Below are 23,197 nucleotides of genomic sequence, written 5' to 3'. Positions count from 1 at the left end.
GGGCCCGCCCGACCCGGACATTTAGAACTAAGGCTGCACTTACTTACTAAGCTTGCACTTACTGGACGATCTTCGACAGCGGTGCAATCATCGCGGCGCAACCTCCCAGTTCCCCGCTTGGAAGGAGCCTCTGCGATGCAGGGCGACCCCGAGGTCATCGAATTCCTCAACGAGCAGCTGACCGCGGAGCTCACCGCGATCAACCAGTACTTCCTGCACGCGAAGATGCAGGAGAACTTCGGCTGGACGAAGCTCGCGAAGTACACGCGTCACGAGTCGTTCGACGAGATGAAGCACGCGGAGGTGCTCACCGACCGGATCCTGTTCCTGGACGGGCTGCCGAACTACCAGCGGCTGTTCCATGTCCGGGTGGGCCAGACGGTCAAGGAGATGTTCGAGGCCGACCGGCAGATCGAGGTCGAGGCCATCGACCGCCTCAAGCGCGGCATCGAGGTGATGCGCAACAAGGGCGACATCACCTCGGCGAACATCTTCGAGTCGATCCTCGAGGACGAGGAGCACCACATCGACTACCTGGACACCCAGCTGGAACTGCTGGAGAAGCTCGGTGAGGCGCTCTACATCGCGCAGCTGATCGAACAGCCCGAGAGCTGAGCCGGGCGGCAGCCCGGGAACCGGGTCAGGCCGCTTCCTCGAGCTCGGAGAAGACCGACTCGCCCTGGTCGGCCGACTCACGGCGCAGGCACGCGCCCCGGCCGAGGATCGCCTGGATCCGCCGGACGCAGGAGCCGCAGTCCGTGCCCGCCTTGCAGGCGGACGCTATCTGGCGAGGGGTGCAGGCGCCGTCCGCCGCATGCTTCTTGACCTGCTGCTCGGTGACGCCGAAGCAACTGCAGACGAACACGCGGTTCACCTCCCGCCGGGATCGATAGAGGGCGCCGTCCCGATGATCGGTGAGGCTAACCTAACCTTACCCGGCGGACAGGAACCGCAAAAGTGGAGTGGGGCGCGGATCGTATGTGATCCGCGCCCCACGTCATGCCCTGTCACGCACCCGTAACAGGCGCACCCACTGTTGATCTCCTACTAGTCCCGGTACAGCTCCGCGACCAGGAACGCCAGGTCCAGCGACTGGCTGCGGTTGAGCCGGGGGTCGCACGCGGTCTCGTAGCGCTGGTGCAGGTCGTCGACGAAGATCTCGTCGCCGCCGCCCACGCACTCGGTGACGTCGTCGCCGGTGAGCTCCACGTGGATGCCGCCCGGGTGGGTGCCCAGACCCTTGTGGACCTCGAAGAAGCCCTTGACCTCGTCGAGCACGTCGTCGAAGCGGCGGGTCTTGTGGCCGGAGGCGGCCTCGAAGGTGTTGCCGTGCATCGGGTCGGTCACCCAGGCCACGGTGGCGCCGGACGCGGTGACCTTCTCGACCAGCTCGGGCAGCTTGTCGCGGACCTTGTCCGCGCCCATGCGCACGATGAAGGTGAGGCGGCCGGGCTCGCGGTCCGGGTCGAGGCGCTCGATGTACTGCAGCGCCTCCTCGGCCGTGGTCGTCGGGCCGAGCTTGATCCCGATCGGGTTGCGGATCTTCGAGGCGAACTCGATGTGCGCGTGGTCCAGCTGCCGGGTGCGCTCACCGATCCACACCATGTGCGCCGAGACGTCGTAGAGCCGACCGGTGCGCGAGTCCACGCGGGTCAGCGCCGACTCGTAGTCGAGCAGCAGCGCCTCGTGCGAGGAGAAGAACTCGACGGTGCGGAACTCCTCCGGGTCGGCCCCGCAGGCGTGCATGAAGTTCAGCGCGTTGTCGATCTCCCGGGCGAGCTGCTCGTAGCGCTGGCCGGACGGGGACGACTTCACGAAGTCCTGGTTCCAGGCGTGCACCTGGCGCAGGTCGGCGTAGCCGCCGGTGGTGAAGGCGCGCACCAGGTTGAGCGTGGAGGCGGAGGCGTTGTACATCCGCTTCAGGCGCTCGGGGTCCGGGACGCGGGCGGCCTCGTTGAAGTCGAAGCCGTTGACGGAGTCGCCGCGGTAGGTCGGCAGGGTCACGCCGTCGCGGGTCTCGGTGCCCTTGGAGCGGGGCTTGGAGTACTGTCCGGCGATGCGGCCGACCTTCACGACCGGCACGGAGGCCGCGTACGTGAGGACGGCGCCCATCTGGAGCAGTGTCTTCAGCTTGTTGCGGATGTGGTCGGCCGACACGGCGTCGAAGGCCTCGGCGCAGTCGCCGCCCTGGAGGAGGAACGCCTCTCCCTTGGCGACGGACGCCATCCGGGCGCGCAGCTGGTCGCACTCGCCCGCGAAGACGAGCGGCGGATACGACTCGAGCTCCGCAACGACTGCGCGCAGAGCCTCGGTGTCGGGGTACTCGGGCTGCTGCGCCGCGGGCAGGTCTCGCCAGGTGTTGCCAGCGCTCGCGCTGGACTTAGCGTTCACGGTCACGACGTCCACATTACGGGGTCATGTCGGGCGTCCATCCCCTTGCTCATCAAGTGAGACGGACCCCGCTCGATCTGAGCGGGGTCCGCGGGCGCCTCAGTGGAGGTCCATGACCGCCCACGGACCCCGCTCGATCTGAGCGGGGTCCGCGGGCGCCTCAGTGGAGGTCCATGACCGCCGGGTCGTCGAAGCCGACGGCGAAGACCGTGCGCAGGGAGAGGTTGGCCTCGCCCTGGTAGCCGTCGCAGGCGTTGCGCCGCTCGTCGGCCTCCTCGACGGCCTTGAACTCGTGCGGGAAGCTCGCCCGCAGGGCGGTGCCGGCGCAGATGTGTTCGGTGAGTCCCCACAGCTCGTCCACGCGTGCCGTGCCGAGCCTCGGCCAGTGGCTCAGCGCCTGCGGTGTGCCGACCGCCCAGTTGCCGCTCGCGTGGGGCCGTCCGCCGACCGTGACGTTGCAGGCCGTCGGGGCGCGGGTGTCGCCGGCCCAGGTGCGGGAGAACACGGCGGGCTGGAGGGCGCAGCCCTTGTGGAAGGCGAAGTTCAGCAGCCCGGTGTCGCCGGTCCAGGTCATGCCGCCCTGCAGGCCGACGTAGCGGGTCGCGGCGTACGCGTCGTGGATCACCGTTCTGCCGCCGGACATGTTCAGCAGCCCCGGATATGTGGAGGCGCTGGTCGGATTGAGCTGGTAGCGCACGATCCGGGCGCCCGCGACACCGCCGTACCACTCGCCGGCGACCAGCTTGTACGGGCCGCCGCCGGTCTTGTCGAGGGAGAGCCACGAGTAGCAGAGCGAGTCGGGGTCGGGGGCCCCGTCGACGGCGCCGCTGTCGCAGCCGCCGGAGGGCGGCGGGGAGGCCTGCTTGTAGTAGTGGGTCTGCGGCAGGACGTACGGAAGGCCGCAGGCGCTCGACCGGCCGGAGACGCCGTCGATGCCGTACGTGTTGAGACCGGATCCGTAGGTGTCGACCTTACTCAGCTTGTTGACGTCGAAGACGCGGATGCCGCCGGTGGTGTCGGTGACGTAGAGGTGGTTGGCGTACCAGACGATGCCACCGCCGTGGCCGGTGACGAACTTGAAGTTCTGGCCTCCCGAGGTCGGCTCGACGAGCAGGACGTGGCGGTACTTGAGCGTGGCGCGGTCGATGAGGGAGAGCCTGAGCAGGTTGTTGGTGCGGCACTTGTCGGCCGCCTCGACCGTGCCCGCGAGGTCGGTCCGGAAGGTCTTGTAGTGCCAGGCGACCGCCGTGACGCTCCTGCCCTGGATCGCGCCGTCGGCCCCGTCGGCGGTGCCGGTCGTGCTCATGCCCTGGGGCCACCAGCGGGGGGTGGTGTCGTCGCCGAGCGCGGAGGACCAGCACCAGGCGACCTTGCGGTCCACCGGCGGCAGCGCCTTGGTCTCGTCGCCGGCGCAGGCGCGCATCGAGCCCAGGTTCATACCGGGATCGGGCGCTCCGGCGGAGTCCGTCGTGTACTCGGTGGTGACGACGTCGTCGAGGTCGGCGTCGGCCAGCCGGTCGGCGAGGGTGGTGGCGGCCGCCGCGGTGCTCGTGTCGGTCATCCTGAACAGGTCGCCGGTGAGCGTCAGCCGGGTCGTGGTCGGCGCGTCCGCGGCCGTAGCGGGGTGTCCGGTCAGCCCGGCGAGCAAGGCGGCCGTCGCCGTCACGAGGGCCAGAAGTCGCGTTCTCGGTATGTGGGGCACGCGTGATCCTGAGCCGACCACCAGGTGTCGATCACGTGAGTTCCCGGGGTTTCTCCGGTAGGGTGCGGCGCATGTTCGCGCACTCGACCCAGAACTGGTGGTGGACCGCTCATCCGGCGGCCCACTGACTGCGCGTACGCAAGACTTCGCGAAGGCCGCCCGAGGGGCGGCCTTCGGTGTTTCCAGGGCCTGGCCGCTCCTCCCTGATCACGATCACGATCACCTCAACGACGGTGATCCCCAGGGAAGAGGAACCCATGGACCTGACCCGGCTCCTGTCCGACGACCGCCCGTTCGCCCTGCTGCGACGCCGCACCCCCGGTCTGCACGACCGCGACACGGTGGAGCTGCTGATCGGCTCGGTGACGACGTACGAGCGTCTCGCCGACCTCCCCGACGAGGGGCTGGCCCTCGTCCCCTTCCGGCAGATCCGTGAGCGCGGTTTCGACGTCCGCGACGACGGGACGCCGCTGTCGGTGCTGGTGCCGCAGGAGTCGTACGAACTGCCGCTGGAGCAGGCCCTCGCGGAGCTGCCCGCGCATGACGTCCGGGTCGAGGGCGGTGGCTTCGACGTGGGCGACGAGGAGTACGCGGAGATCGTCGGCCGGGTGCTGCGCGAGGAGATCGGACGCGGCGAGGGCGCCAACTTCGTGATCCGGCGGACCTACGAGGGCACGGTCCCCGGCTTCGGCCGCGCCGACGCGCTCGCACTGTTCCGGCGGTTGCTGGAGGGCGAGCGGGGGGCGTACTGGACGTTCGTGGTGCACACCGGGGAGCGCACGCTCGTGGGTGCCAGCCCCGAGGTGCATGTGCGGATGTCCGGCGGGACGGTGGTGATGAACCCGATCAGCGGGACGTACCGCTATCCGGCCGGAGGCCCCACCCCGGAGGATCTGCTGGCCTTCCTCGGCGACGGCAAGGAGATCGAGGAGCTGTCGATGGTCGTCGACGAGGAGCTCAAGATGATGTGCACGGTCGGCGACATGGGCGGGGTCGTGATCGGACCCCGGCTGAAGGAGATGGCGCACCTGGCGCACACCGAGTACGAGCTGCGCGGGCGGTCCTCACTGGACGTGCGGGAGGTGCTGCGGGAGACGATGTTCGCCGCGACGGTCACCGGCTCGCCGGTGCAGAACGCCTGCCGTGTGATCGAGCGGTACGAGCCCCTCGGGCGGGACGGTGTCGGGCGCGGGTACTACGCCGGGGCGCTGGCGCTGCTGGAGCGTGACGCGGGCGGCGCGCAGACCCTGGACTCGCCGATCCTGATCCGTACGGCCGACATCGCGGCGGACGGGCGGCTGAAGGTGCCGGTCGGGGCCACGCTCGTCCGGGGGTCGGACCCCGCGGGCGAGGTCGCCGAGACCCATGCGAAGGCGGCGGGGGTGCTGGCGGCGCTGGGGGTGCGGCCCGGGCGGCCGGAGCGGGAGCGGGTGCTGCCGGGACTGGCCGAGGACCCCCGGGTGCGGGCCGCGCTGGACGGGCGGCGGGCCTCGCTGGCCCCGTTCTGGCTGCGGATGCGGGAGCGGACAGGTGAGCTGACCGGGCACGCTCTCGTCGTCGACGCCGAGGACACCTTCACGGCGATGCTCGCGCACCTGCTGCGGTCGTCGGGGCTGGAGGTGACGGTACGGCGGTACGACGAGCCGGGGCTGCGGGAGGGGGTGCTCGCGCACGAGGGCGTGGTGGTGCTGGGGCCCGGTCCCGGGGACCCGTCGGACGGGGACGACCCCAAGATGCGGTTCCTGCGGTCGCTGACCGCCGAAGTGTTGCGGGGGCACCGGTACGGGGTGCTCGGGGTGTGTCTCGGGCACGAGCTGATCGCGGCGGAGCTGGGCCTGGGGATCGTACGGAAGGAGGTGCCGTACCAGGGGGCCCAGACGGAGATCGATCTGTTCGGGCGGGCCGAGACCGTGGGGTTCTACAACAGCTTCGTGGCCCGGTGCGACGACGAGACCGCCGGGGAGCTGGCGGCGCGGGGGGTCGAGGTCAGCCGTGGTGGAGGCGGGGAGGTGCACGCGCTGCGGGGGGCCGGGTTCGCGGGGGTGCAGTTCCATCCGGAGTCGGTGCTGACGCTGGACGGAGTGAGTGTGGTGCGGGAGCTGGTGGCGGGGGTTCTGTCGCTGCGGGCGGTTTAGGGCCGGGGAGTGGGTGGGTCTGGGGGTGCGTTGTCGGGTGCGGGTGGGTGGGGGCTGGTCGCGCAGTTCCCCGCGCCCCTGAAAAGCAGGGGCTGCGCCCCGTGCTTTTCGGCCTGAAGGGCCGTAGGCCCTCAGGGGCGCCGGAAACCGCGCGAGAAGCCCCCACCCACCCGCACCCGCCGACGACACACGCACCCCCGACCCATTAGGCGCCCTCCGACACCCTCCGACGCCTTCAGCCGAAGAAGACGCCGACCTCCTCGTACAGCTCCGGGTCGACCGTCTTCAGGCGGGCCGTCGCGTCGGCGATCGGGACGCGGACGATGTCGGTGCCACGGAGGGCGACCATCTTGCCGAAGTCACGGTCGCGCACGGCGTCGATCGCGTGGAGGCCGAAGCGCGTAGCGAGCCACCGGTCGAACGCCGAGGGCGTCCCGCCGCGCTGGACGTGGCCCAGGACGGTCGTGCGGGCCTCCTTGCCCGTCCGCCTCTCGATCTCCTTGGCCAGCCACTCGCCCACACCGGAGAGACGGACGTGGCCGAAGGAGTCGAGCGAGCCGTCCTTGAGGACCATCTCGCCGTCCTTCGGCATGGCCCCCTCCGCGACGACCACGATGGGCGCGTACGAGGCCTTGAAGCGGGACGTCACCCAGGCGCACACCTTGTCGACGTCGAAGCGCTGCTCGGGGATGAGGATGACGTTGGCGCCGCCCGCGAGACCGGAGTGGATGGCGATCCAGCCGGCGTGACGGCCCATCACCTCCACCACCAGGACGCGCATGTGCGACTCGGCGGTGGTGTGGAGGCGGTCGATCGCCTCCGTGGCGATGCCGACCGCCGTGTCGAAGCCGAAGGTGTAGTCCGTGGCGGAGAGGTCGTTGTCGATCGTCTTCGGGACGCCCACGCACGGCACGCCGTACTCGTCCGACAGCCGCGCGGCCACCCCGAGCGTGTCCTCACCGCCGATCGCGATGAGCGCCTCGACGTCCTGCTTGACGAGGTTCTCCTTGATCCGGCGAATGCCGTTCTCCTCCTTGAGCGGGTTGGTGCGCGAGGAGCCGAGGATCGTGCCGCCGCGGGGCAGGATGCCGCGCACGGCGGGGATGTCGAGGCGGACGGTGTCGTTCTCCAGTGGTCCCCGCCAGCCGTCCCGGAAGCCGACGAAGTCGTAGCCGTACTCCTGCACGCCCTTGCGGACGACGCCCCGGATGACGGCGTTGAGCCCGGGGCAGTCGCCGCCTCCGGTCAGTACTCCGACGCGCATGGAAATGTCCCTTCGCCGCGGTTGCCTGGTGAGGGTCACGCTAATAGTGATCCAGGTCACTTCGGCATGCACGAGAAGGCAATTTCGGCGAATTACGGCCGATTGAGGGGGAGTTGATCGCAGTTGATCAAATCGCCATCACTCTATGGGGTGATTCGAGGCGTTTACTCGTCGTCGAGACCACGCTCTATGGCATAGCGGACCAGCTCCACCCGGTTGTGGAGTTGGAGCTTGCCGAGGGTGTTCTGGACGTGGTTCTGGACCGTGCGGTGCGAGATGACGAGGCGCTCGGCGATCTGCTTGTAGCTCAGCCCCTTGGCGACAAGCCGCAGCACCTCCGTCTCACGGTCGGTGAGTTGCGGGGCCTTCGGCTCGTCGGCGCCCGGCGCGGGAGCGGGTTCGGAGGCGAGGCGGCGGTACTCGCCGAGCACCAGGCCCGCCAGGCCGGGGGTGAAGACGGGGTCGCCGGCGGCGGTGCGGCGTACGGCGTCGATCAGCTCCTCCGTGGACGCCGACTTCAGCAGATAGCCGGTCGCGCCGGACTTCACCGCCTCCAGGACGTCCGCGTGCTCCCCGCTCGCGGACAGCACGAGGACACGCAGAGCGGGGTTGGCCCCCACGAGTTCCTTGCAGACCTGCACACCCGGCTTCGCGGGCAGGTTCAGGTCCAGGACGAGGACGTCCGGTGCGGCGGCGTGGGCGCGCCGGACCGCCTGCTCGCCGTCGCCCGCCGTCGCCACCACGTCGAAGCCCGACTCGGACAGGTCACGGGCGACGGCATCGCGCCACATGGGGTGGTCGTCGACGACCATGACCCTGATCGGGCCGCCACCGCCGCCGCCTCCGCCGGGTCGCGCCGTTCCGTCGGCCGCCCTGACGCCGCCGCCCAGGCTCGCCGGGCTTTCCACGCCCGCCACGCTCGCCGCGCTTTCGAGGTTCTCCGTCACCGCTTCTCCGCCTTCCCCCGCACGCCCTTCGGCCCCTCTGCGGCCTTGGGTACCTTCAGTTCGACTTCCGTGCCCTGGCCCGGGACCGAGATCAGCTCGGCCGTGCCGCCGATGTCGCGCAGCCGCCCCCGGATGGAGAGGGCCACCCCGAGCCGCCCCTCACCCTCGGCCTGGGCGAGCCGCCCCTCGGGGATGCCGGGGCCGTCGTCCCGTACCGTCACGATGATCTCGTCCGGCCAGTCCTCGACCAGGATCCACGCCCGGGCCCCGTCGCCCGCGTGCGCGCGTACATTGTCCAGGGCGGCGCCGACCGCCGCCGCCAGCTCCCGCGCCGCCGCCGGAGCGAGCGGCACCGAGCCGCCGGGCTCGGAGAAGGTGACCTTCGCGCCGGCGTAGGGGGCGAGCAGGGCCCGTAGGTCCACGGGATCCCCGGCGCCGTCGGACGGGTCCGGTGCGTCCACCGCGCGTACGAGGGCTCCCTGGGCCGCGTCCTCCGAGACCCGGGAGACGGGGACCAGACCGCCGGAGACGAGAGTGCGCAGCGCGACCTCCTGCTCGCCCGCCATCCGGCCCAGTTCGGCCGCCTCGCCGCCGAGGGCGGTGCCGCGCCGCTGGACCATGGCGAGCACCTGGAGCACGCTGTCGTGGATGTCCCGGGCCAGACGCTCCCGTTCACGGGTGGCGGCCTCGATCTCCAGGGCTCGGGCGAGGGTGCGCTCGGAGGCCCGGGCGACCTCGACGACGTAGCCGATGGCGATGGAGGCCACCCAGACCAGCAGGACGTTGTGGATGGTGTCGCGGGTGGGGGCGCCCCGGTGGATCAGATTGGCGACGGCGACGAGCGTGGAGGCGAAGGCCGCCCAGCGCCAGCCGCCCTTGATGGCGAAGGCCAGTACGGCGCCGGCGGTCCATATCGACGGCAGCGTGGGGCCGCCGGCCTCGATCCGCGCGGTGGAGTCGGCGAGCCGGGTGAGCAGGATGCCGGTGATCGCGATGGTGAGGTCGGCCGCGAGGAACCGCTTGGTGCAGCTGGCGGCGCCCGCGACCTTGGGCAGGGTCACCAGCGTCCAGCCGGCCAGCACCGCGAAGTAGGCGACGGCCAGCCAGGGGCGCTCGAACCTGTCGTACGCGCTGATGAACAGCCCGACGGCGTAGATCATCGTCAGGACCCGGTAGCCGGTCAGAGCACGCCACAGCGGCTGCTCCACCGACATCGCCATGACCCGCTCGAGCTTCGGCACGTCCCCCACCCCCTGCTGACTCGCCCCCGGACACCCCGGCCCACGCGTCCGGAACGCGACCGTACCCGGGAACCCGGCGGTCACGAAGCCGGGCGGTCCTCTCCCGCGCCGTCCTTGTCCGCGCGGGCCTTCTCGGCCTGTTCCCTCAGCTCCTTGGCGGCCTGTTCCTTCTCGGCCTTGGCGAGGGCGGCCCGGGCGGCCTTGTCGGCCTCCTTCTCGGCCTTGGCCGCGTCCGCGATCTGCCGTTTGGCGGCGGTCGCGTACATGTCGACGTACTCCTGGCCGGAGAGCTTCATGATCTCGTACATGACCTCGTCGGTCAGCGCCCGCAGGACGAAGCGGTCGTGCTCCATGCCTTGGTAGCGGCTGAAGTCGAGGGGCTTGCCGATGCGGATGCCGGGGCGCATGACCTTGGGCAGGACCTTGCCCGGGGGCTGGATCTTCTCCGTGTCGATCATGGCGACGGGGATGACCGGCGCACCGGTGGCGAGGGCCACCCGGGCCAGGCCGCCGGGCTTGCCCCGGTAGAGCCGGCCGTCGGGCGAGCGGGTGCCCTCGGGGTAGATGCCGAAGAGTTCGCCGCTCTCGATGACCTGTATGCCGCTCCTGATCGCGGCCTCACCTGCGCCGCGCGCGCCCGAGCGGTCCACCGGGAGCTGGCCGACGCCCTTGAAGAAGGCGGCGGTCAGCTTGCCCTTGACGCCGGGAGTGGTGAAGTACTCGGCCTTCGCGATGAACGTGACCTTGCGGTCCAGGACAGCGGGGAGGAAGAACGAGTCCGAGAAGGAGAGGTGGTTGCTCGCGAGGATCGCGGCGCCCTCGGCCGGAATGTTCTCCAGGCCCTCCACCCAGGGCCTGAAGGTGACCTTGAGCGGTCCCCCGATAGCGACCTTCATCGCGCCGTACAACAACCGAGTGCCTCTCTGTGATCCGTGGATGAGACCTTAACCCGGACGCCCGGACAGGAGTCCGACAGGTCCGCCCGGTGTCGAGCGAAGCCCCTGGTCGGTGTCAGTGCGGTCGCGTACGGTGAACCACATCCGGACTTTCACACCCTTCTCATGAACAGGAGACCGAACCGTGCCGGTCCTTCCCGGAGCCGAGCCGTACCACCACGAGGGCGGGGAGGTCGGAGTCCTCCTCTGCCACGGATTCACCGGGTCACCGCAGTCCATGCGTCCCTGGGCGGAGTATCTCGCCGAGCGTGGGCTGACCGTCGCGCTGCCCCTGCTGCCGGGCCACGGCACTCGCTGGGAGGACCTGCGCCCGACGGGCTGGCAGGACTGGTACGCGGAGGTGGACCGTGAGCTGCGGACCCTGCGTGAGCGCTGTACCCGGGTCTTCGTGGCGGGGCTGTCCATGGGCGGCGCCCTGGCGCTGCGGCTGGCCGCGAAGCACGGGGACGCGGTCGCCGGCGTGATGGTCGTCAACCCGGCGAACAAGGTGCACGGCCCGGCCGCGCACGCCCTCCCCCTGCTCCGGCACTTCGTCCCCACCACGAAGGGGATCACCAGCGACATCGCCAAGGAGGGCGTCGAGGAGCTGGGGTACAGCCATGTGCCGCTGCACGCGGCACACTCCCTGCGCAATTTCCTGCGCCTCGTCGACGGGGAACTGCCCCAGGTCACCCAGCCGTTGCTGCTGCTGCACAGCCCACGGGACCATGTGGTGCCGCCCGTCGACTCCGAGCGTGTCCTCGGCCGGGTGTCGTCGACGGACGTCACGGAGATCCTGCTGGAACAGAGCCACCACGTCGCGACGTTGGACCACGACGCGGACCGGATCTTCGAGGAGAGCCACGCGTTCGTCACCCGGCTGGTGAAGGGCCCCGACGGACCGGGCGCGACGGAGTCCGAGGCGGCGGACGTGAAGAAGTCCGACGCGGAATCCGTACAGCAGTCTGATTCGGGGTCCGTGGAGCAGATCGGTCCGGGATCCTTGGAGCAGAGGGAAGGGACGGCCACTGGTGGCTGAGCACGACTCCGAGCGTGAGCCGGAGGAGCAGGGAGCGCCCCTGGGCGCCTCCCCCGGTGACTCACGGGGGGACTCCTCGGGCGGCTCCGCGGGCGGCACGGCCGGAGGCGCCGGGGGCGCCCCGTCCGGCGATGCGCCGAGCGAGGAGCAGCACGCCGGCGAGGAGCAGCACGTGCCGTTCGACGAGGACGCCGCCTGGCGGGCCATCGTCGCAGGGTTCGGCGAGGAGCCGCCGGACCCGCCGGGTGCCAAGCCGTTCCGGTCCGTGGAGGACCTGGCCCTGCTGGAGGCCGAGCCGGAGGACTCCGCGGACAAGGCTCCCGACGGCGCCGCGGGCCCCTCGGCCCCCAGGCCGCTCGGCAGCTCGGTCGCGTTCGCCCCCGGTGTCGGGGCGGGCCCGCGCGACTACAGCGTGCCCGACCCGGTCGGCGAGGACACGGGCGAGGAGGACTCCGAGGACGACGAGGACGGCGAGGGCCACTTCGTGCCGCCCGAGCCGCCCCCACTGCCGGAGGCCGACGCGACCGCCAAGTTCGCCTGGCTGGGCGTGATCGGCGGTCCGGTCCTGCTGCTGCTCGCGGTACTGCTCGGCTGGGACATGACCTGGTGGCTCACCACCCTGGGCATCGGCGGCTTCCTCGGCGGCTTCGCCACGCTGGTGATGCGGATGAAGAGCGACGACGAGGACGACGACGATCCGGGCCGGGGCGCGGTCGTCTGACCCCACCATCGCCGACGTCATGTCGCGCACGAGGGCCCGCCCGGGAACGTTCCGGGCGGGCCCTCGCCGTCGCCGCGGCGTCGCGGGGCAGGCGGGAATTCGACGACAGGGCCTAGGAGACCGCTGAAGATCTTGCTCTGGCCGCCCGACTCACCCTGGATTGCCGGTAAATGTCAATCGCCATCAAGTAGGGCAAGCCGGGCGCATTTTCAAGATCTTCAGGACGCTTCTAGGCCTCGGCGGGGACTCTGAGGGCGGCCAGGACCGGCAGGTGGTCCGTGGCCGCCCTCAGGTCGTCGTCGGTGACGCCGGGGAGGTCTACGGGGACGCCGCAGCCGAGGACCTCGATGCCGGACGTGGCCAGGATCGCGTCGATGCGCTGGTGGGGGTCGGTGGGGGTGGAGGTGTACTCGCCGCCCCACGGGGTGGTGGTCCAGCAGTCCTGGAGCTCGTCGGCGAGGCGGCGGAACGTGCGGCCGTGCGGGCGCTCGTTGAGGTCGCCGCCCGCGACCGCGTGCTGCACGCCCATGCCGGCGAGGTGGTCCAGGAGCATGCCGCCCTGCTCGTACCGCTCGTCCTGGTGGAGGGAGAGGTGGCAGGACAGGACGCCGAGACGGGCGCGACCGAAGCGGACCACCGCCGTGGCGAAGCCGCGTCGGTGCAGGCCCGGGGTGAGGGGCAGGAGGACGTCCTCGGTGTGCTCGACCGTGGCGCGCAGGCCGCACAGCAGCGCGGGCCCTGAGGCGGTGGCCCCGCCGGAGAGGGTGACCAGGCCGGAGGCGGCGGCGAGCCTGGCGAGCTTCTTGCGCCAGCGGAAGAACCGGGGGGCTTCCTGGATCAGGACCAGGTCGGGGGCGCAGGCGGTGATCACTCGGGCGAGGGCGTCCGTGTCGTCACGCATGGAGCGGATGTTGTAGCTGAGGACCCGGATGATTGCCGAACCGTCGGAGTCGGTGCGGGAGTTGGGCAGCGGGGTGGTCGCCATATGGATCAAGATACGCCCAGGAGCTCGGGGCATTTGTCCGTTTGCGACTACAGGTGGGTCGTGGTTTTTCGCGCGGTGCCCCGCGCCCCTGAAGGGCGCGGGGTCCGCTGACCGGCGTCTACATGATCGGGTCGGGTTCTCTCGCCAGGTCCGCCGCGCCCACCAGGCCCGCCTCGTTGCCCAGTTGGGCGGCGATGACGTCGGCGACCGGGCGCCAGTTGCCGCCCACGAGCCAGCGCTTGTACGACTTGCGGATGGGGTCGAGGACCAGTTCGCCCTCGTCCGACAGGCCGCCGCCGACGATGAAGGCGGAGGGGTCGAAGAGGGAGGCGAGGTCGGCGAGGCCGGCGCCGGCCCAGCGGGCGAGTTCGCGGTAGGAGTCGACCGCGACGGGGTCGCCCTGGCGGGCGGCCATGGAGATGTGCTTGCCCTCGATGCCGTCGGGGGTGCCGTCGCCGAGGCCGAGGAGGAGCTCCGCGTTCTCCGGGGTGGCGTTGGCGCGCTGCTTGGCGTACCGGACGAGGGCGCGGCCGGAGGCGTACTGCTCCCAGCAGCCCTGGCTGCCGCAGCCGCAGAGCAGACCGTCGGGGACCATCCGGATGTGACCGAACTCGGCGGCCACGCCGTAGTGCCCGCGGCGCAGCTTGTTGCCGATGATGATGCCGCCGCCGAGACCGGTGCCGAGGGTGATGCAGATGACGTTGCGGTGGCCCTTGCCCGCGCCGAACTTGTACTCGCCCCAGGCGGCGGCGTTGGCGTCATTCTCCACGACGACCGGCAGGCCCACGCGGGCCTCGACCTTCTCCTTGAGCGGCTCGTTGCGCCAGTCGATGTTGGGGGCGAAGTAGACCTGCGACCGCTGCCGGTTGACGTAACCGGCCGCGCCGATGCCGACACCGACGATCTCGTGTCCGGCTCGCGCGCCCTCGACGGCGGCGGCGATGGCGTCCACGATCCCCTCGGGCGTGCCCGGGGTCGGCACCTTGTGGGTCGAGAGGATGTTGCCTTCCTCGTCGACCACACCGGCCGCGATCTTGGTACCGCCGATGTCGACGCCGATGGTGAGTCCCATGAATCCCTCAGTTTCGGTCGAGCCCCGCTACGGCCAACCGTACCCGAGGCCCTGCCCCGGGACTCCCGACGTCCGCCCGGCGGACGGGCCCGCCGTCAGTCCAGGTCGATGCGCTCGCCGGGGCCCTGGTCGTCCCCCTGGTCACGGCCTCCCTGGTGGCCGGTGTCCCGGTTGGTCCAGCGGCGCTCCTGGGCCTCGACGGCGGAGCGGTACGCGGCGAGGAGTTCACCGCCCGCGGCGGCGAGATGGTCGAAGACGTCCGGGTTGCGTTCGATGACGGGTTCGACGGCGGCCTTGGCCTGACGGACGACCTGGTTGACCATCTGCTGCGCCGCGCCGCCGGCGACGGCGCCGAGCAACGGCGACTGCAGTCCGGACAGCTTGTCCGCGACGGTGTCGACCAGCTTGCGCAGTTCCTCGGCGGCCGAGCCCGGGGGCGGCCCGTACTGAGCGCGGCGGCGGGCCTTCTCCGCGTTCAGGTCCTCCTCGCACGCCGTCGCCCAGGCGTCGGCGTCGGTGGCGCGGGCACGGTCGCTCTCGCGCGCCTGCTCGGCCGTCCGCGCCTCGTCGGCCGCGTCCCTGCGTGCGGCCGCGTCCTCGCCGGCGGCGTCGGACGTGGGGCGCTCTTCGCTCATGGCGGGCTCCTGCCTACGGTTCGTACCTTCGACGTTACCCGAACGGGCGTATACGGTTCACCGGGTCCGGGGCCACAACCGCGGGTCCGGCGCGAATCGGATGCTCAGCCGGCCGTCGCGCAGGGCCGCGCCGCCGACCGTGCAGCGACGCAGTGCCGACGGCAGCGGAACGATACGGCGGAACTGGCCCGCCGTGACGACCAACTCGTCGCCGCGCCGGATGAGATCCAGCTCGTCCCGTATCGCGCCGGGCAGCGGGATGTGCCACACCAGCACGCCCTCGGCCCCGAGGTTGTCGGTGACGGGCCAGGTGACCCGGGCGGGAGCGTCACCCGTACCGGGGACGCCCAGAGCGGCGAGGTCGTCGAGGCCGCGGGGGTCGCGTCCGAGGTGGGCCACTCCCTGTACGGGGCGGGTCCCGCCCTGCTCCCCCCACTCCTCCAACGCCTTGCGCTGCTGCGCGACGAGGCCGGCGAGCCAGGTGTCGTGGGTGCCCTGGGGAAGGACCCGGTTGGCGATCAGCAGGTCGACGGGGAGGGCCCGTAGGGCGAATCCGACGCCCGCGAGGCGCGTGTGGTCGGCGCCCGCCGGACCGGGCTCCGCAACCAGACGCACGCTGGTGCCAGGGTCCTCGACGATCGCGGCGACGGCGGCCAGTTCGACGTCCCAGCGGGCGGCCGTCTCGTACAGCCACTCGGCGGGCATCGGCACCCCGGCGAGACGGCCGAGGACCGGCCGCAGCGCCCGGGCCGCCTGCCGTTCCGGCGGGAGCAGCCGGCGCAGATACCGCCGCAGTTCCTCCGGGAGGCCGAGCAGGGCGAGGGCCTGCGGGGCGGGGGGCAGGTCGACGACGAGCAGGTCGTACGCCTCCGACAGTGCGGCGTCGCGCAGCGCCCGGAGCAGGGCGAGTTCCTCGGCGCCGGGCAGGGGCGTGAGTTCCTCGGCGTCCAGGCGTCCCGCGCCCAGCAGGTCGAGGACGGACGCGGCGCGCTCCTGGAACGCGACGAGGTCCTCCCGGAAGCCGGCCGCGGCGTCGGGGCGCCAGGCGGTGAGGTGCGGCGCGACGCGCACGGGCTCCGGGCCCGTGGCCGTGCCGAGGGCCGCGCCCAGCCCGTCCGTGCGGTCGGCGCTCAGGACCAGCGTGCGGGTGCCCGCGCGGGCCGCGTCCAGCGCCGTGGCCGCGGCGACCGTCGTACGGCCGCTGCCGCCTTGCCCGGTGATCAGGATGGTGCGCATGGGGGTGAACGGTAGCCCAGCGGCGGGCTGTCCCTCGCCGCGTCGGCACCCGGCACCCGGGCTGAGCGGGGGCGGGAGGCGCTCACCGGCGCTGACAGGGTGCCGCCTGCGCCACCCTCCCCCCTCTCGGCTTCGCTCGAGCGGGAGGTGCCCCCATCGCCCCAGCGGCACGACTGCCCGCAGCTGGGACGGGCGGGGGACGGAGCGAGGGGGAAGAGGGCGAAGCCCGATTCCCCACGGGCGCGGGGAACTGCGCGACCAGCCACGAACGACCCGCGGTCGCGCCCCCAGCCCAGCCCACCGACCCCGTGGGCGCACGACGGCACCCTCCACCACCAAGACGAGTCGGGCGGGTGGGTGGGTGGGCAAAAAAGGGCTACGCCCCCGACTCCACCCGCTTCTTCAGGCCCGCCAGCGCCCGGTCGATGATGACCTTCTCCGCCTTGCGCTTGATCATGCCGAGCATGGGGATCTTGACGTCCACGGTGAGCTGGTAGGTCACCTCGGTCACCGAGTCGCTCACCGGCTTGAGGATGTAGGACCCGTCGAGGGAGCGGAGCATCTGGGACTTGACCAGCGTCCAGGACACCTCGTTCGCCCCGGTCCAGGTGTACCCCAGCGTCTGGTCGTCCTTGATCGCGCCGGCATCCATGACCAGCCGGACCTGCTCGGCCCGCCCCTGGTCGTCCGTCCGGAGGACCTCCGCCTCCTTCACCTCACCCGTCCAGTCCGGGTAGCGGGCGAAGTCGGCGATCACTGCCATGACATCGGCGGCCGAGGCCTCGATCGTGATGCTCGAACTGGTGAATTCCGCCATCGCCGTGGCTCCTCCAGAGACGGTCCGGTGAGGGAGGTGGGTGCGCACGTATGTGCAGCGTGAAGGCTACCGCGCGCCCGCCGAACCCTCGCCACCCCACCCGGCGTTCACCACTCCAACGCCCACGGCTTCCCGCTGCTCGCGAAATGCCCCACGTTGACGCACTCCGTCGCCCCGATCCGCATCCGCCGGGCCAGCGGCTGGTGGACGTGCCCGAACAGCGCGTACCGGGGACGGGTCCTGCGGATCGCCTCCAGCAGTGCCCGGCTCCCCCGCTCGAAGCGGCGTGCCACCGTGTCGTAGACCAGTTCGGGCACCTCCGGCGGGATGTGGGTGCAGAGCACGTCCACCTCGCCCACCGCCTCGATCTTGGCCGCGTACTCCTCGTCGCTGATCTCGTACGGCGTCCGCATGGGTGTGCGCAGGCCGCCGCCCACGAAGCCGAAGACCCGGCCGCCGATCTCCACCCGTTCGCCGTCGAGGACGGTCGTCCCCGGTCCCGCGTACTCCGGCCACAGTCGCGGCATGTCGACATTGCCGTAGGTCGCGTACGTCGGGGCGGGGAAGGCCGCGAACAGTTCGGCGTACTGCTTGCGCACGGCCTTCTCGATCACGGCGGAGCGGTCCTCGCCCACGCCCGCCCAGAGCCGGACCCCCAGTTCGCGCGCCTCCTCGAACCGCCGGGCGGTACGCAGTTCGACGAGCCGGGACGCGTTCTCGGCGCCGAAGAGGTCGGGGAAGATGCCGCGGGAGTGGTCGGCGTAGTCGAGGAAGAGGACCAGGTCGCCCAGGCACACCAAGGCGTCGGCGCCCTCACCCGCTCCGGCCAGATCGTGCGCGTTGCCGTGCACGTCGCTGACCACGTGAATGCGCGTTCTGCCGTTACCGTCCGGTGTGCGTGCCATGACGATCAAGCGTAGGCGCGTGCGGCATACGTGAACAGAGCCGGTCGCACGTGCGGTTACTGGCCAGTCAGCAAGTGAGGGGATTATTCTTCCCGGGGAGAGCCCCCAATGTGTGACGCGGAGAACATCTCACCGGACCCCCCTCGCGGAGAGGCCATACCGACGGGTAACGTCCGGGCAGTCCAGTTGTGCTCAGGTTTTCAACCAGTAAGGCCCAAGGAACCACGTGGGGCCTGAGCGCTCGCCCAGCCTTGGACCGCACCGTCGCAGCAACACAGAGTCGTGGCGCCGGCGCCCTATGAGGAGCAGCAGTCTTGCGCGAGTTCAGCCTTCCGGCTTTGTACGAGGTCCCGACGGACGGCAATCTGACCGACATCGTCCGCAGAAACGCCGCGCAGCATCCCGATGTCGTCGTCATCGCCCGCAAGGTGGGCGGCGCCTGGCAGGACGTGAACGCGGTCCAGTTCCTCGCCGAGGTGCGGACGGCCGCGAAGGGGCTGATCGCCTCCGGCGTCCAGCCCGGCGACCGGGTCGGGCTGATGTCCCGTACCCGGTACGAGTGGACCCTGCTCGACTTCGCCATCTGGACGGCCGGCGCGGTCACCGTCCCGGTGTACGAGACCAGTTCGCCGGAACAGGTGCAGTGGATCCTCGCCGACTCGGGCGCGACTGCCATGATCGTGGAGCTGGACGCGCACACGGCCGCCGTCGAGTCGGTGCGCGACTCGCTGCCGGCGCTCAAGCACGTCTGGCAGATCGAGGGCGGCGGGGTGGAGGAGCTGGGCCGCCTCGGCCAGGACGTCACCGACGCGGCCGTCGACGAGCGCAGCTCGCTGGCGAAGGCGGACGACCCGGCGACCATCGTCTACACCTCGGGCACCACGGGCCGCCCGAAGGGGTGCGTGCTCACCCACCGCAGCTTCTTCGCCGAGTGCGGGAACGTGGTGGAGCGGCTGCGACCCCTGTTCCGTACGGGCGAGTGCTCGGTCCTGCTCTTCCTCCCGCTCGCGCACGTCTTCGGGCGGCTGGTGCAGGTCGCGCCCATGATGGCGCCGATCAAGCTGGGCACCGTACCGGACATCAAGAACCTCACCGACGAGCTGGCCTCCTTCCGGCCGACGCTGATCCTCGGTGTGCCGCGGGTGTTCGAGAAGGTCTACAACTCGGCGCGGGCCAAGGCGCAGGCCGACGGCAAGGGCAAGATCTTCGACAAGGCCGCGGACACGGCGATCGCGTACAGCAGGGCGCTGGACTCGGCGTCGGGCCCGGCCCTCGGTCTGAAGATCAAGCACAAGGTGTTCGACAAGCTCGTCTACAGCAAGTTGCGCGCGGTGCTCGGCGGCAAGGGCGAGTTCGCGATCTCGGGCGGCGCTCCGCTGGGCGAGCGTCTGGGCCACTTCTTCCGGGGCATCGGCTTCACGGTCCTGGAGGGCTACGGCCTCACCGAGTCCTGCGCGGCGACCGCGTTCAACCCCTGGGACCGGCAGAAGATCGGAACGGTCGGGCAGCCGCTGCCGGGCTCCGTCATCCGGATCGCGGACGACGGGGAGGTGCTGCTGCACGGCGAGCACCTGTTCAAGGAGTACTGGAACAACCCGGGCGCGACCGAGGAGGCGCTGGCCGACGGCTGGTTCCACACCGGTGACATCGGCACCCTGGACGAGGACGGCTACCTCAGCATCACCGGCCGCAAGAAGGAGATCATCGTCACGGCGGGCGGCAAGAACGTCGCCCCGGCCGTGATCGAGGACCGTATCCGCGCCCACGCGCTGGTCGCGGAGTGCATGGTGGTGGGTGACGGGCGGCCGTTCGTGGGCGCGCTGGTCACCATCGACGAGGAGTTCCTGGGCCGTTGGGCCGCCGAGCACGGCAAGCCGGCGGGCTCCACCGCGGCGTCGCTGGGCGCGGACGCCGATCTGAACGCGGCCGTTCAGGCCGCGATCGACGACGGCAACGCCGCGGTGTCGAAGGCGGAATCGGTGCGGAAGTTCCGCATTCTGTCCTCACAGTTCACGGAGGAGTCGGGCCACCTGACGCCGTCCCTGAAGCTCAAGCGCAACGTGGTGGCGAAGGACTACGCGGACGAGATCGAGGCGATCTACCAGAAGTAGCAACGCATACCGGCCGTACGGGCCGGTCGGCTCATGGCGCGGTGTCCTCCACGAGGACCCGCGCCATCGTGCGTTCGGCGAGCGCGGTGATCGTGACGAACGGGTTCACCCCGATCGAGCCGGGAACCAGCGAGCCGTCGGTGACGTACAGCTTCGAGTACCCCTTCACCCTTCCGTAGCCGTCGGTCGCCTTCCCCAGCACACAGCCGCCCAGCGGGTGGTACGTGAAGTCGTCGGCGAACACCTTGCTGGGCGAGCCGAACAGGTCGTACCGGTACATCGTGGAGTTGGCGGAGTTGATCCGGTCGAAGAGCTTCTTGGCCATGGACGAGGAGACCGCGCTCTGGGCGGCGCTCCAACCGAGTTTCGCCGTGTCGCCTGCGGCGTCGTAGGTGAAGGAGGCGCGTTCGGTGTTCTTGGTGATCGCCAGATAGAGGCTGACCCAGTGTTCGAGGCCGGTGGGCAGGGGGGCGATCTCGGCGAAGACGGGGTTGGCGGTGTTGGCCCAGTCGTCGATGCCCATGACCGGCATCGTCGACTGGTTCGCCCCGACCGTGTCCCACAGGTGGTTGGCCCGGCCTAGCATCACATTGCCGTTGGGGCCCCAGCCGGCGCCGACGCTCGCGTCCAGGGCGGGGAGGGTGTTCCTGGCCCGTGCGCGGACGAGGAGTTCGGTGGTGCCGACGCTGCCGGCGCCGAGGAACAGGTAGGTGCAGCCGTACTCCTTGGTCTCGACGACCGCGCCCGTGCCGTCGATGCGGTCGACGGTGACGACGTACGTGCCGTCGCTCAGTCGGCGGATGCCCCGGGCCCGTTCCAGGGTGTGGATGGTGACGTTGCCGGTGCCGAGGGCGGCGGCCAGGTACGTCTTGTCGAGGCTCTTCTTGCCGTGGTTGTTGCCGTAGATGACCTCCCCCGCGAGAGCCGACTTGGTCGCGGTGCCCGCCGCCTCGCGCTGCATGTAGCCGAAGTCGTAGACGCTGGGCACGAAGGTGGTCTTCAGGCCGGTCTTCGCCGCGTGGGCCCGGGAGATCCGGCTGAAGCGGTACCACTCCGTGGACTCGAACCAGGCGGGGTCGACGGTGTTGACGCCGAGCATGGCGCGGGCGCGCGGGAAGTACGTGCCGTACATCTCGGCGGTGTCGACGGTCGGGAACTGCTCGGCGAAGTACGACTGGAGGGGAGTGACGGCCATGCTGCCGTTGACCAGGGAGCCACCGCCGACGCCGCGGCCGAGGAAGACCGACATGTTGGCGTAGCGCACCCGGTCCAGCACCCCTGGATACAGGCTGATGTCCTTGTTGACGACGTCCAGCCAGAGGAACGTGGCGAGCGGGGCCTCGGTGCGGGTCTTGAACCACATCGACCGCCCGTCCGGTTCCCTGGTGGAACAGAAGATCTTGCCGTCGGAGCCGGGGGTGGTCCAGGCCTTGCCCATCTCCAGGACGAGGGTGCGGATACCGGCCTGGCCGAGGCGGAGGGCGGCCACGGCGGCGCCGTAGCCGGAGCCGATGACGATCGCCGGGGCGTTGTCGACGGCGTCGGGCTCGGCCGCCCGGGCGGACTGGAGGCCGATGCGGGTGAGGCCGAGGGTGGCCGCGCTCTGGAGCGCGGCCATACCAAGGATGTGACGTCTCGTCAGCTGACGTTGCATCAGTTTTGCTGTCATGTGCGCAGCATGTGCGGATTATTCGGCTCCGGCTAGGGGGTTGGCCGGTTTTGGGACGCCATCCGGGGTGCCGCCTGTGCATCATGGCCGGCTGCGGGTCTGCTGTGGCTGGTCGCGCAGTTCCCCGCGCCCCTGGGTCGGCTGACCTACAACAACGCCTTCAAGTGTTCCGCCAACAGATCCCAGCGCCATTTCTCCTCCACCCACTCCCGTCCCCGCTGCCCCATGCGGGCCCGGAGTTCCGGGTCGCCGAGGAGGGTGGTGACGCGCTCCGCGGCCTCCGTCGGGGAACCGCCCCGTACGACCCAGCCCGTCTCGCCGTCGAGCACGGCGTCGGGGGCGCCGCCGGAGTCGCCCGCGACGACGGGGAGGCCGGTGGCCGAGGCCTCCAGATAGACGATGCCGAGGCCCTCCACGTCCAGGCCGCCCCGGCGGGTGCGGCACGGCATGGCGAAGACGTCGCCGGCGCCGTAGTGGGCGGGCAGCTCGGACCAGGGGACGGCGCCGGTGAAGCGGACGGACCCGGCGACCCCGGTCTCCCGGGCGAGCCGGCGCAGCTCCTTCTCGTACGGTCCGCCGCCGACGATCAGCAGCACCGCCTCGGGCTCCGCGGCGAGGATGCCGGGCATCGCGCGGATCAGCGTGTCCTGCCCCTTGCGCGGCACGAGCCGGGAGACACAGACGACGACCGGGCGGTCCGTGAGGCCCAGCCGGGCGCGGACCTCCGCGCCGCCGGAGCCCGGGTGGAAGGTCTTCTCGTCGACCCCGGGCGGCAGCTGGACCATCCGTCCGGCCGCCTGCGCGGTGAGGGCCGTGGCGATCCGGGAGCGGGTGTACTCGCCCAGGTAGGTGATCGTGTCCGTGCCCTCGCCGATCCGCCGCAGCAGTTGCCGGGCGGCGGGCAGCTGCGCCCAGCCCGCCTCGTGGCCGTGCGTGGTGGCCACCAGCCGCTCGGCGCCCGCCCTGCGCAGCGCGGGGGCCATCAGGCCGAGGGGGGCCGCCGCGCCGAACCACACCGACGTGCAGCCGTGCTCGCGCAGCAGCGAGACCGCCCGGCGGGTGACGGCGGGCGTCGGCAACAGCATGGTCGTCCGGTCGCGTACGACGGTGAAGGGCTGCTCGGCGTCGAAAGCGGCCGTCGCCTCGGCGCCCTCGCGGCCGCGCTTCCACGTCGACGCGTAGACGACGAGGCGCTCGGGGTCCAGCCGCAGCGCCATGTTGTGCAGGAACGCCTGGATGCCGCCGGGCCGGGGCGGGAAGTCGTTGGTCACGATCAGGGTCTTGTGCATCGCCGCCGACCCTACCGAACGGGCCCGGACGCGCCGCCGCCAGGCACATCCCCACGGCCCGGGGCGGTCTCCGCCCACCAGGGCCCACCAGGGCCCGCCGGGC

At 71.1% G+C, this 23,197-nt stretch carries 21 protein-coding genes; 6 read left to right on the top strand and 15 right to left on the bottom strand.

Going from position 1 to position 23,197, the window contains the following annotated elements:
- The first annotated feature begins 135 nt into the window (after positions 1 to 135).
- On the top strand, positions 136 to 615 hold the full coding sequence (gene bfr / locus P8T65_RS35170) for a bacterioferritin (protein ID WP_220649409.1): 480 nt from the start codon (positions 136 to 138) through the stop codon (positions 613 to 615).
- Between the two features lie 25 nt (positions 616 to 640).
- Here bfr and P8T65_RS35165 read toward each other — a convergent pair whose 3' ends face one another.
- From P8T65_RS35165 to P8T65_RS35155, 3 genes are all read right to left on the bottom strand, one after another.
- Entirely contained in the window at positions 641 to 865 is a 225-nt protein-coding gene (locus P8T65_RS35165; protein WP_316729191.1) for a (2Fe-2S)-binding protein, read from the bottom strand.
- 182 nt (positions 866 to 1,047) lie between these two features.
- The gene (locus tag P8T65_RS35160) at positions 1,048 to 2,397 is read right to left on the bottom strand and encodes a class II 3-deoxy-7-phosphoheptulonate synthase (RefSeq protein ID WP_184895149.1); all 1,350 of its coding nucleotides are present in this window, start codon (positions 2,395 to 2,397) and stop codon (positions 1,048 to 1,050) included.
- Positions 2,398 to 2,551: 154 nt separating this feature from the next.
- Entirely contained in the window at positions 2,552 to 4,093 is a 1,542-nt protein-coding gene (locus tag P8T65_RS35155; RefSeq protein ID WP_316729190.1) for a hypothetical protein, read from the bottom strand.
- Positions 4,094 to 4,164: 71 nt separating this feature from the next.
- On the opposite strand from P8T65_RS35155, the gene P8T65_RS47455 reads away from it, so the two are divergent.
- Together P8T65_RS47455 and P8T65_RS35150 are read left to right on the top strand one after the other, a co-directional pair.
- A complete protein-coding gene (locus tag P8T65_RS47455) occupies positions 4,165 to 4,221 on the top strand; it encodes a trp operon leader peptide (protein ID WP_071528813.1) in 57 nt (18 codons plus the stop codon).
- A 129-nt stretch (positions 4,222 to 4,350) separates the two neighbouring features.
- Positions 4,351 to 6,228, top strand: a complete 1,878-nt coding sequence (locus P8T65_RS35150; RefSeq protein WP_316729189.1) for an anthranilate synthase family protein — start codon at positions 4,351 to 4,353, stop codon at positions 6,226 to 6,228.
- Between the two features lie 235 nt (positions 6,229 to 6,463).
- Here the strand turns inward: P8T65_RS35150 and P8T65_RS35145 are convergent, their stop codons facing one another.
- From P8T65_RS35145 to P8T65_RS35130, 4 genes are all read right to left on the bottom strand, one after another.
- The gene (locus tag P8T65_RS35145; protein ID WP_316729188.1) at positions 6,464 to 7,492 is read right to left on the bottom strand and encodes a 6-phosphofructokinase; all 1,029 of its coding nucleotides are present in this window, start codon (positions 7,490 to 7,492) and stop codon (positions 6,464 to 6,466) included.
- A gap of 164 nt (positions 7,493 to 7,656) precedes the next feature.
- Positions 7,657 to 8,304 (bottom strand): response regulator, encoded by a 648-nt coding sequence (locus P8T65_RS35140; protein WP_184898620.1) that lies wholly within the window; start codon positions 8,302 to 8,304, stop codon positions 7,657 to 7,659.
- A gap of 131 nt (positions 8,305 to 8,435) precedes the next feature.
- Positions 8,436 to 9,680 (bottom strand): MacS family sensor histidine kinase, encoded by a 1,245-nt coding sequence (gene macS / locus P8T65_RS35135; RefSeq protein WP_316729187.1) that lies wholly within the window; start codon positions 9,678 to 9,680, stop codon positions 8,436 to 8,438.
- Between the two features lie 80 nt (positions 9,681 to 9,760).
- Positions 9,761 to 10,576: a 1-acyl-sn-glycerol-3-phosphate acyltransferase gene (locus P8T65_RS35130; RefSeq protein ID WP_230212192.1), complete on the bottom strand. Its 816-nt coding sequence runs from the start codon at positions 10,574 to 10,576 to the stop codon at positions 9,761 to 9,763.
- 184 nt (positions 10,577 to 10,760) lie between these two features.
- Here P8T65_RS35130 and P8T65_RS35125 point away from each other — a divergent pair, with 184 nt between their 5' ends.
- Entirely contained in the window at positions 10,761 to 11,654 is an 894-nt protein-coding gene (locus P8T65_RS35125) for an alpha/beta fold hydrolase (protein ID WP_316729186.1), read from the top strand.
- Positions 11,647 to 12,375: a hypothetical protein gene (locus P8T65_RS35120; RefSeq protein WP_399101486.1), complete on the top strand. Its 729-nt coding sequence runs from the start codon at positions 11,647 to 11,649 to the stop codon at positions 12,373 to 12,375. Before P8T65_RS35125 ends, P8T65_RS35120 begins: the two co-directional genes overlap by 8 nt.
- Positions 12,376 to 12,604: 229 nt before the next feature.
- Here P8T65_RS35120 and P8T65_RS35115 read toward each other — a convergent pair whose 3' ends face one another.
- The 6 genes from P8T65_RS35115 to P8T65_RS35090 form a co-directional block, all read right to left on the bottom strand.
- Positions 12,605 to 13,360: an endonuclease/exonuclease/phosphatase family protein gene (locus tag P8T65_RS35115; RefSeq protein ID WP_316729185.1), complete on the bottom strand. Its 756-nt coding sequence runs from the start codon at positions 13,358 to 13,360 to the stop codon at positions 12,605 to 12,607.
- A 118-nt stretch (positions 13,361 to 13,478) separates the two neighbouring features.
- Positions 13,479 to 14,432: an ROK family glucokinase gene (locus P8T65_RS35110; protein ID WP_215454713.1), complete on the bottom strand. Its 954-nt coding sequence runs from the start codon at positions 14,430 to 14,432 to the stop codon at positions 13,479 to 13,481.
- Positions 14,433 to 14,527: 95 nt separating this feature from the next.
- Positions 14,528 to 15,067 (bottom strand): DUF5304 domain-containing protein, encoded by a 540-nt coding sequence (locus tag P8T65_RS35105; RefSeq protein WP_316729184.1) that lies wholly within the window; start codon positions 15,065 to 15,067, stop codon positions 14,528 to 14,530.
- Positions 15,068 to 15,124: 57 nt separating this feature from the next.
- Positions 15,125 to 16,303, bottom strand: a complete 1,179-nt coding sequence (locus tag P8T65_RS35100) for an ArsA-related P-loop ATPase (RefSeq protein ID WP_316729183.1) — start codon at positions 16,301 to 16,303, stop codon at positions 15,125 to 15,127.
- 376 nt (positions 16,304 to 16,679) lie between these two features.
- Positions 16,680 to 17,120, bottom strand: coding sequence for an SRPBCC family protein (locus tag P8T65_RS35095; protein ID WP_215454718.1), 441 nt, complete (start codon positions 17,118 to 17,120; stop codon positions 16,680 to 16,682).
- 107 nt (positions 17,121 to 17,227) lie between these two features.
- Positions 17,228 to 17,983, bottom strand: coding sequence for a metallophosphoesterase (locus tag P8T65_RS35090; RefSeq protein ID WP_316731825.1), 756 nt, complete (start codon positions 17,981 to 17,983; stop codon positions 17,228 to 17,230).
- A 356-nt stretch (positions 17,984 to 18,339) separates the two neighbouring features.
- Between P8T65_RS35090 and P8T65_RS35085 the strand changes: the two genes are divergently transcribed.
- Entirely contained in the window at positions 18,340 to 20,136 is a 1,797-nt protein-coding gene (locus tag P8T65_RS35085; protein ID WP_316729182.1) for an AMP-dependent synthetase/ligase, read from the top strand.
- Between the two features lie 31 nt (positions 20,137 to 20,167).
- Here the strand turns inward: P8T65_RS35085 and P8T65_RS35080 are convergent, their stop codons facing one another.
- On the bottom strand, positions 20,168 to 21,754 hold the full coding sequence (locus P8T65_RS35080) for a GMC oxidoreductase (RefSeq protein WP_316729181.1): 1,587 nt from the start codon (positions 21,752 to 21,754) through the stop codon (positions 20,168 to 20,170).
- Between the two features lie 197 nt (positions 21,755 to 21,951).
- Positions 21,952 to 23,094: a glycosyltransferase family 4 protein gene (locus P8T65_RS35075; RefSeq protein ID WP_316729180.1), complete on the bottom strand. Its 1,143-nt coding sequence runs from the start codon at positions 23,092 to 23,094 to the stop codon at positions 21,952 to 21,954.
- Between the last annotated feature and the right edge of the window lie 103 nt (positions 23,095 to 23,197).

Origin of the sequence: Streptomyces sp. 11x1 (assembly GCF_032598905.1) — a bacterium.
Lineage (GTDB): Bacteria > Actinomycetota > Actinomycetes > Streptomycetales > Streptomycetaceae > Streptomyces.
This window is presented reverse-complemented; position numbering and strand designations above follow the sequence as displayed.

What these genes read in the sequence shown, in the direction of transcription:
- P8T65_RS35140 (WP_184898620.1), bottom strand. Translation starts at nt 8,304, where the DNA reads ATGGTCGTCGACGACCACCCCATGTGGCGCGATGCCGTCGCCCGTGAC.
- P8T65_RS35150 (WP_316729189.1), top strand. Translation starts at nt 4,351, where the DNA reads ATGGACCTGACCCGGCTCCTGTCCGACGACCGCCCGTTCGCCCTGCTG.
- P8T65_RS35115 (WP_316729185.1), bottom strand. Translation starts at nt 13,360, where the DNA reads ATGGCGACCACCCCGCTGCCCAACTCCCGCACCGACTCCGACGGTTCG.
- P8T65_RS35110 (WP_215454713.1), bottom strand. Translation starts at nt 14,432, where the DNA reads ATGGGACTCACCATCGGCGTCGACATCGGCGGTACCAAGATCGCGGCC.
- P8T65_RS35095 (WP_215454718.1), bottom strand. Translation starts at nt 17,120, where the DNA reads ATGGCGGAATTCACCAGTTCGAGCATCACGATCGAGGCCTCGGCCGCC.
- bfr (WP_220649409.1), top strand. Translation starts at nt 136, where the DNA reads ATGCAGGGCGACCCCGAGGTCATCGAATTCCTCAACGAGCAGCTGACC.
- P8T65_RS35105 (WP_316729184.1), bottom strand. Translation starts at nt 15,067, where the DNA reads ATGAGCGAAGAGCGCCCCACGTCCGACGCCGCCGGCGAGGACGCGGCC.
- P8T65_RS35130 (WP_230212192.1), bottom strand. Translation starts at nt 10,576, where the DNA reads ATGAAGGTCGCTATCGGGGGACCGCTCAAGGTCACCTTCAGGCCCTGG.
- P8T65_RS35100 (WP_316729183.1), bottom strand. Translation starts at nt 16,303, where the DNA reads ATGCGCACCATCCTGATCACCGGGCAAGGCGGCAGCGGCCGTACGACG.
- P8T65_RS35080 (WP_316729181.1), bottom strand. Translation starts at nt 21,754, where the DNA reads ATGGCCGCGCTCCAGAGCGCGGCCACCCTCGGCCTCACCCGCATCGGC.
- P8T65_RS35145 (WP_316729188.1), bottom strand. Translation starts at nt 7,492, where the DNA reads ATGCGCGTCGGAGTACTGACCGGAGGCGGCGACTGCCCCGGGCTCAAC.
- P8T65_RS35075 (WP_316729180.1), bottom strand. Translation starts at nt 23,094, where the DNA reads ATGCACAAGACCCTGATCGTGACCAACGACTTCCCGCCCCGGCCCGGC.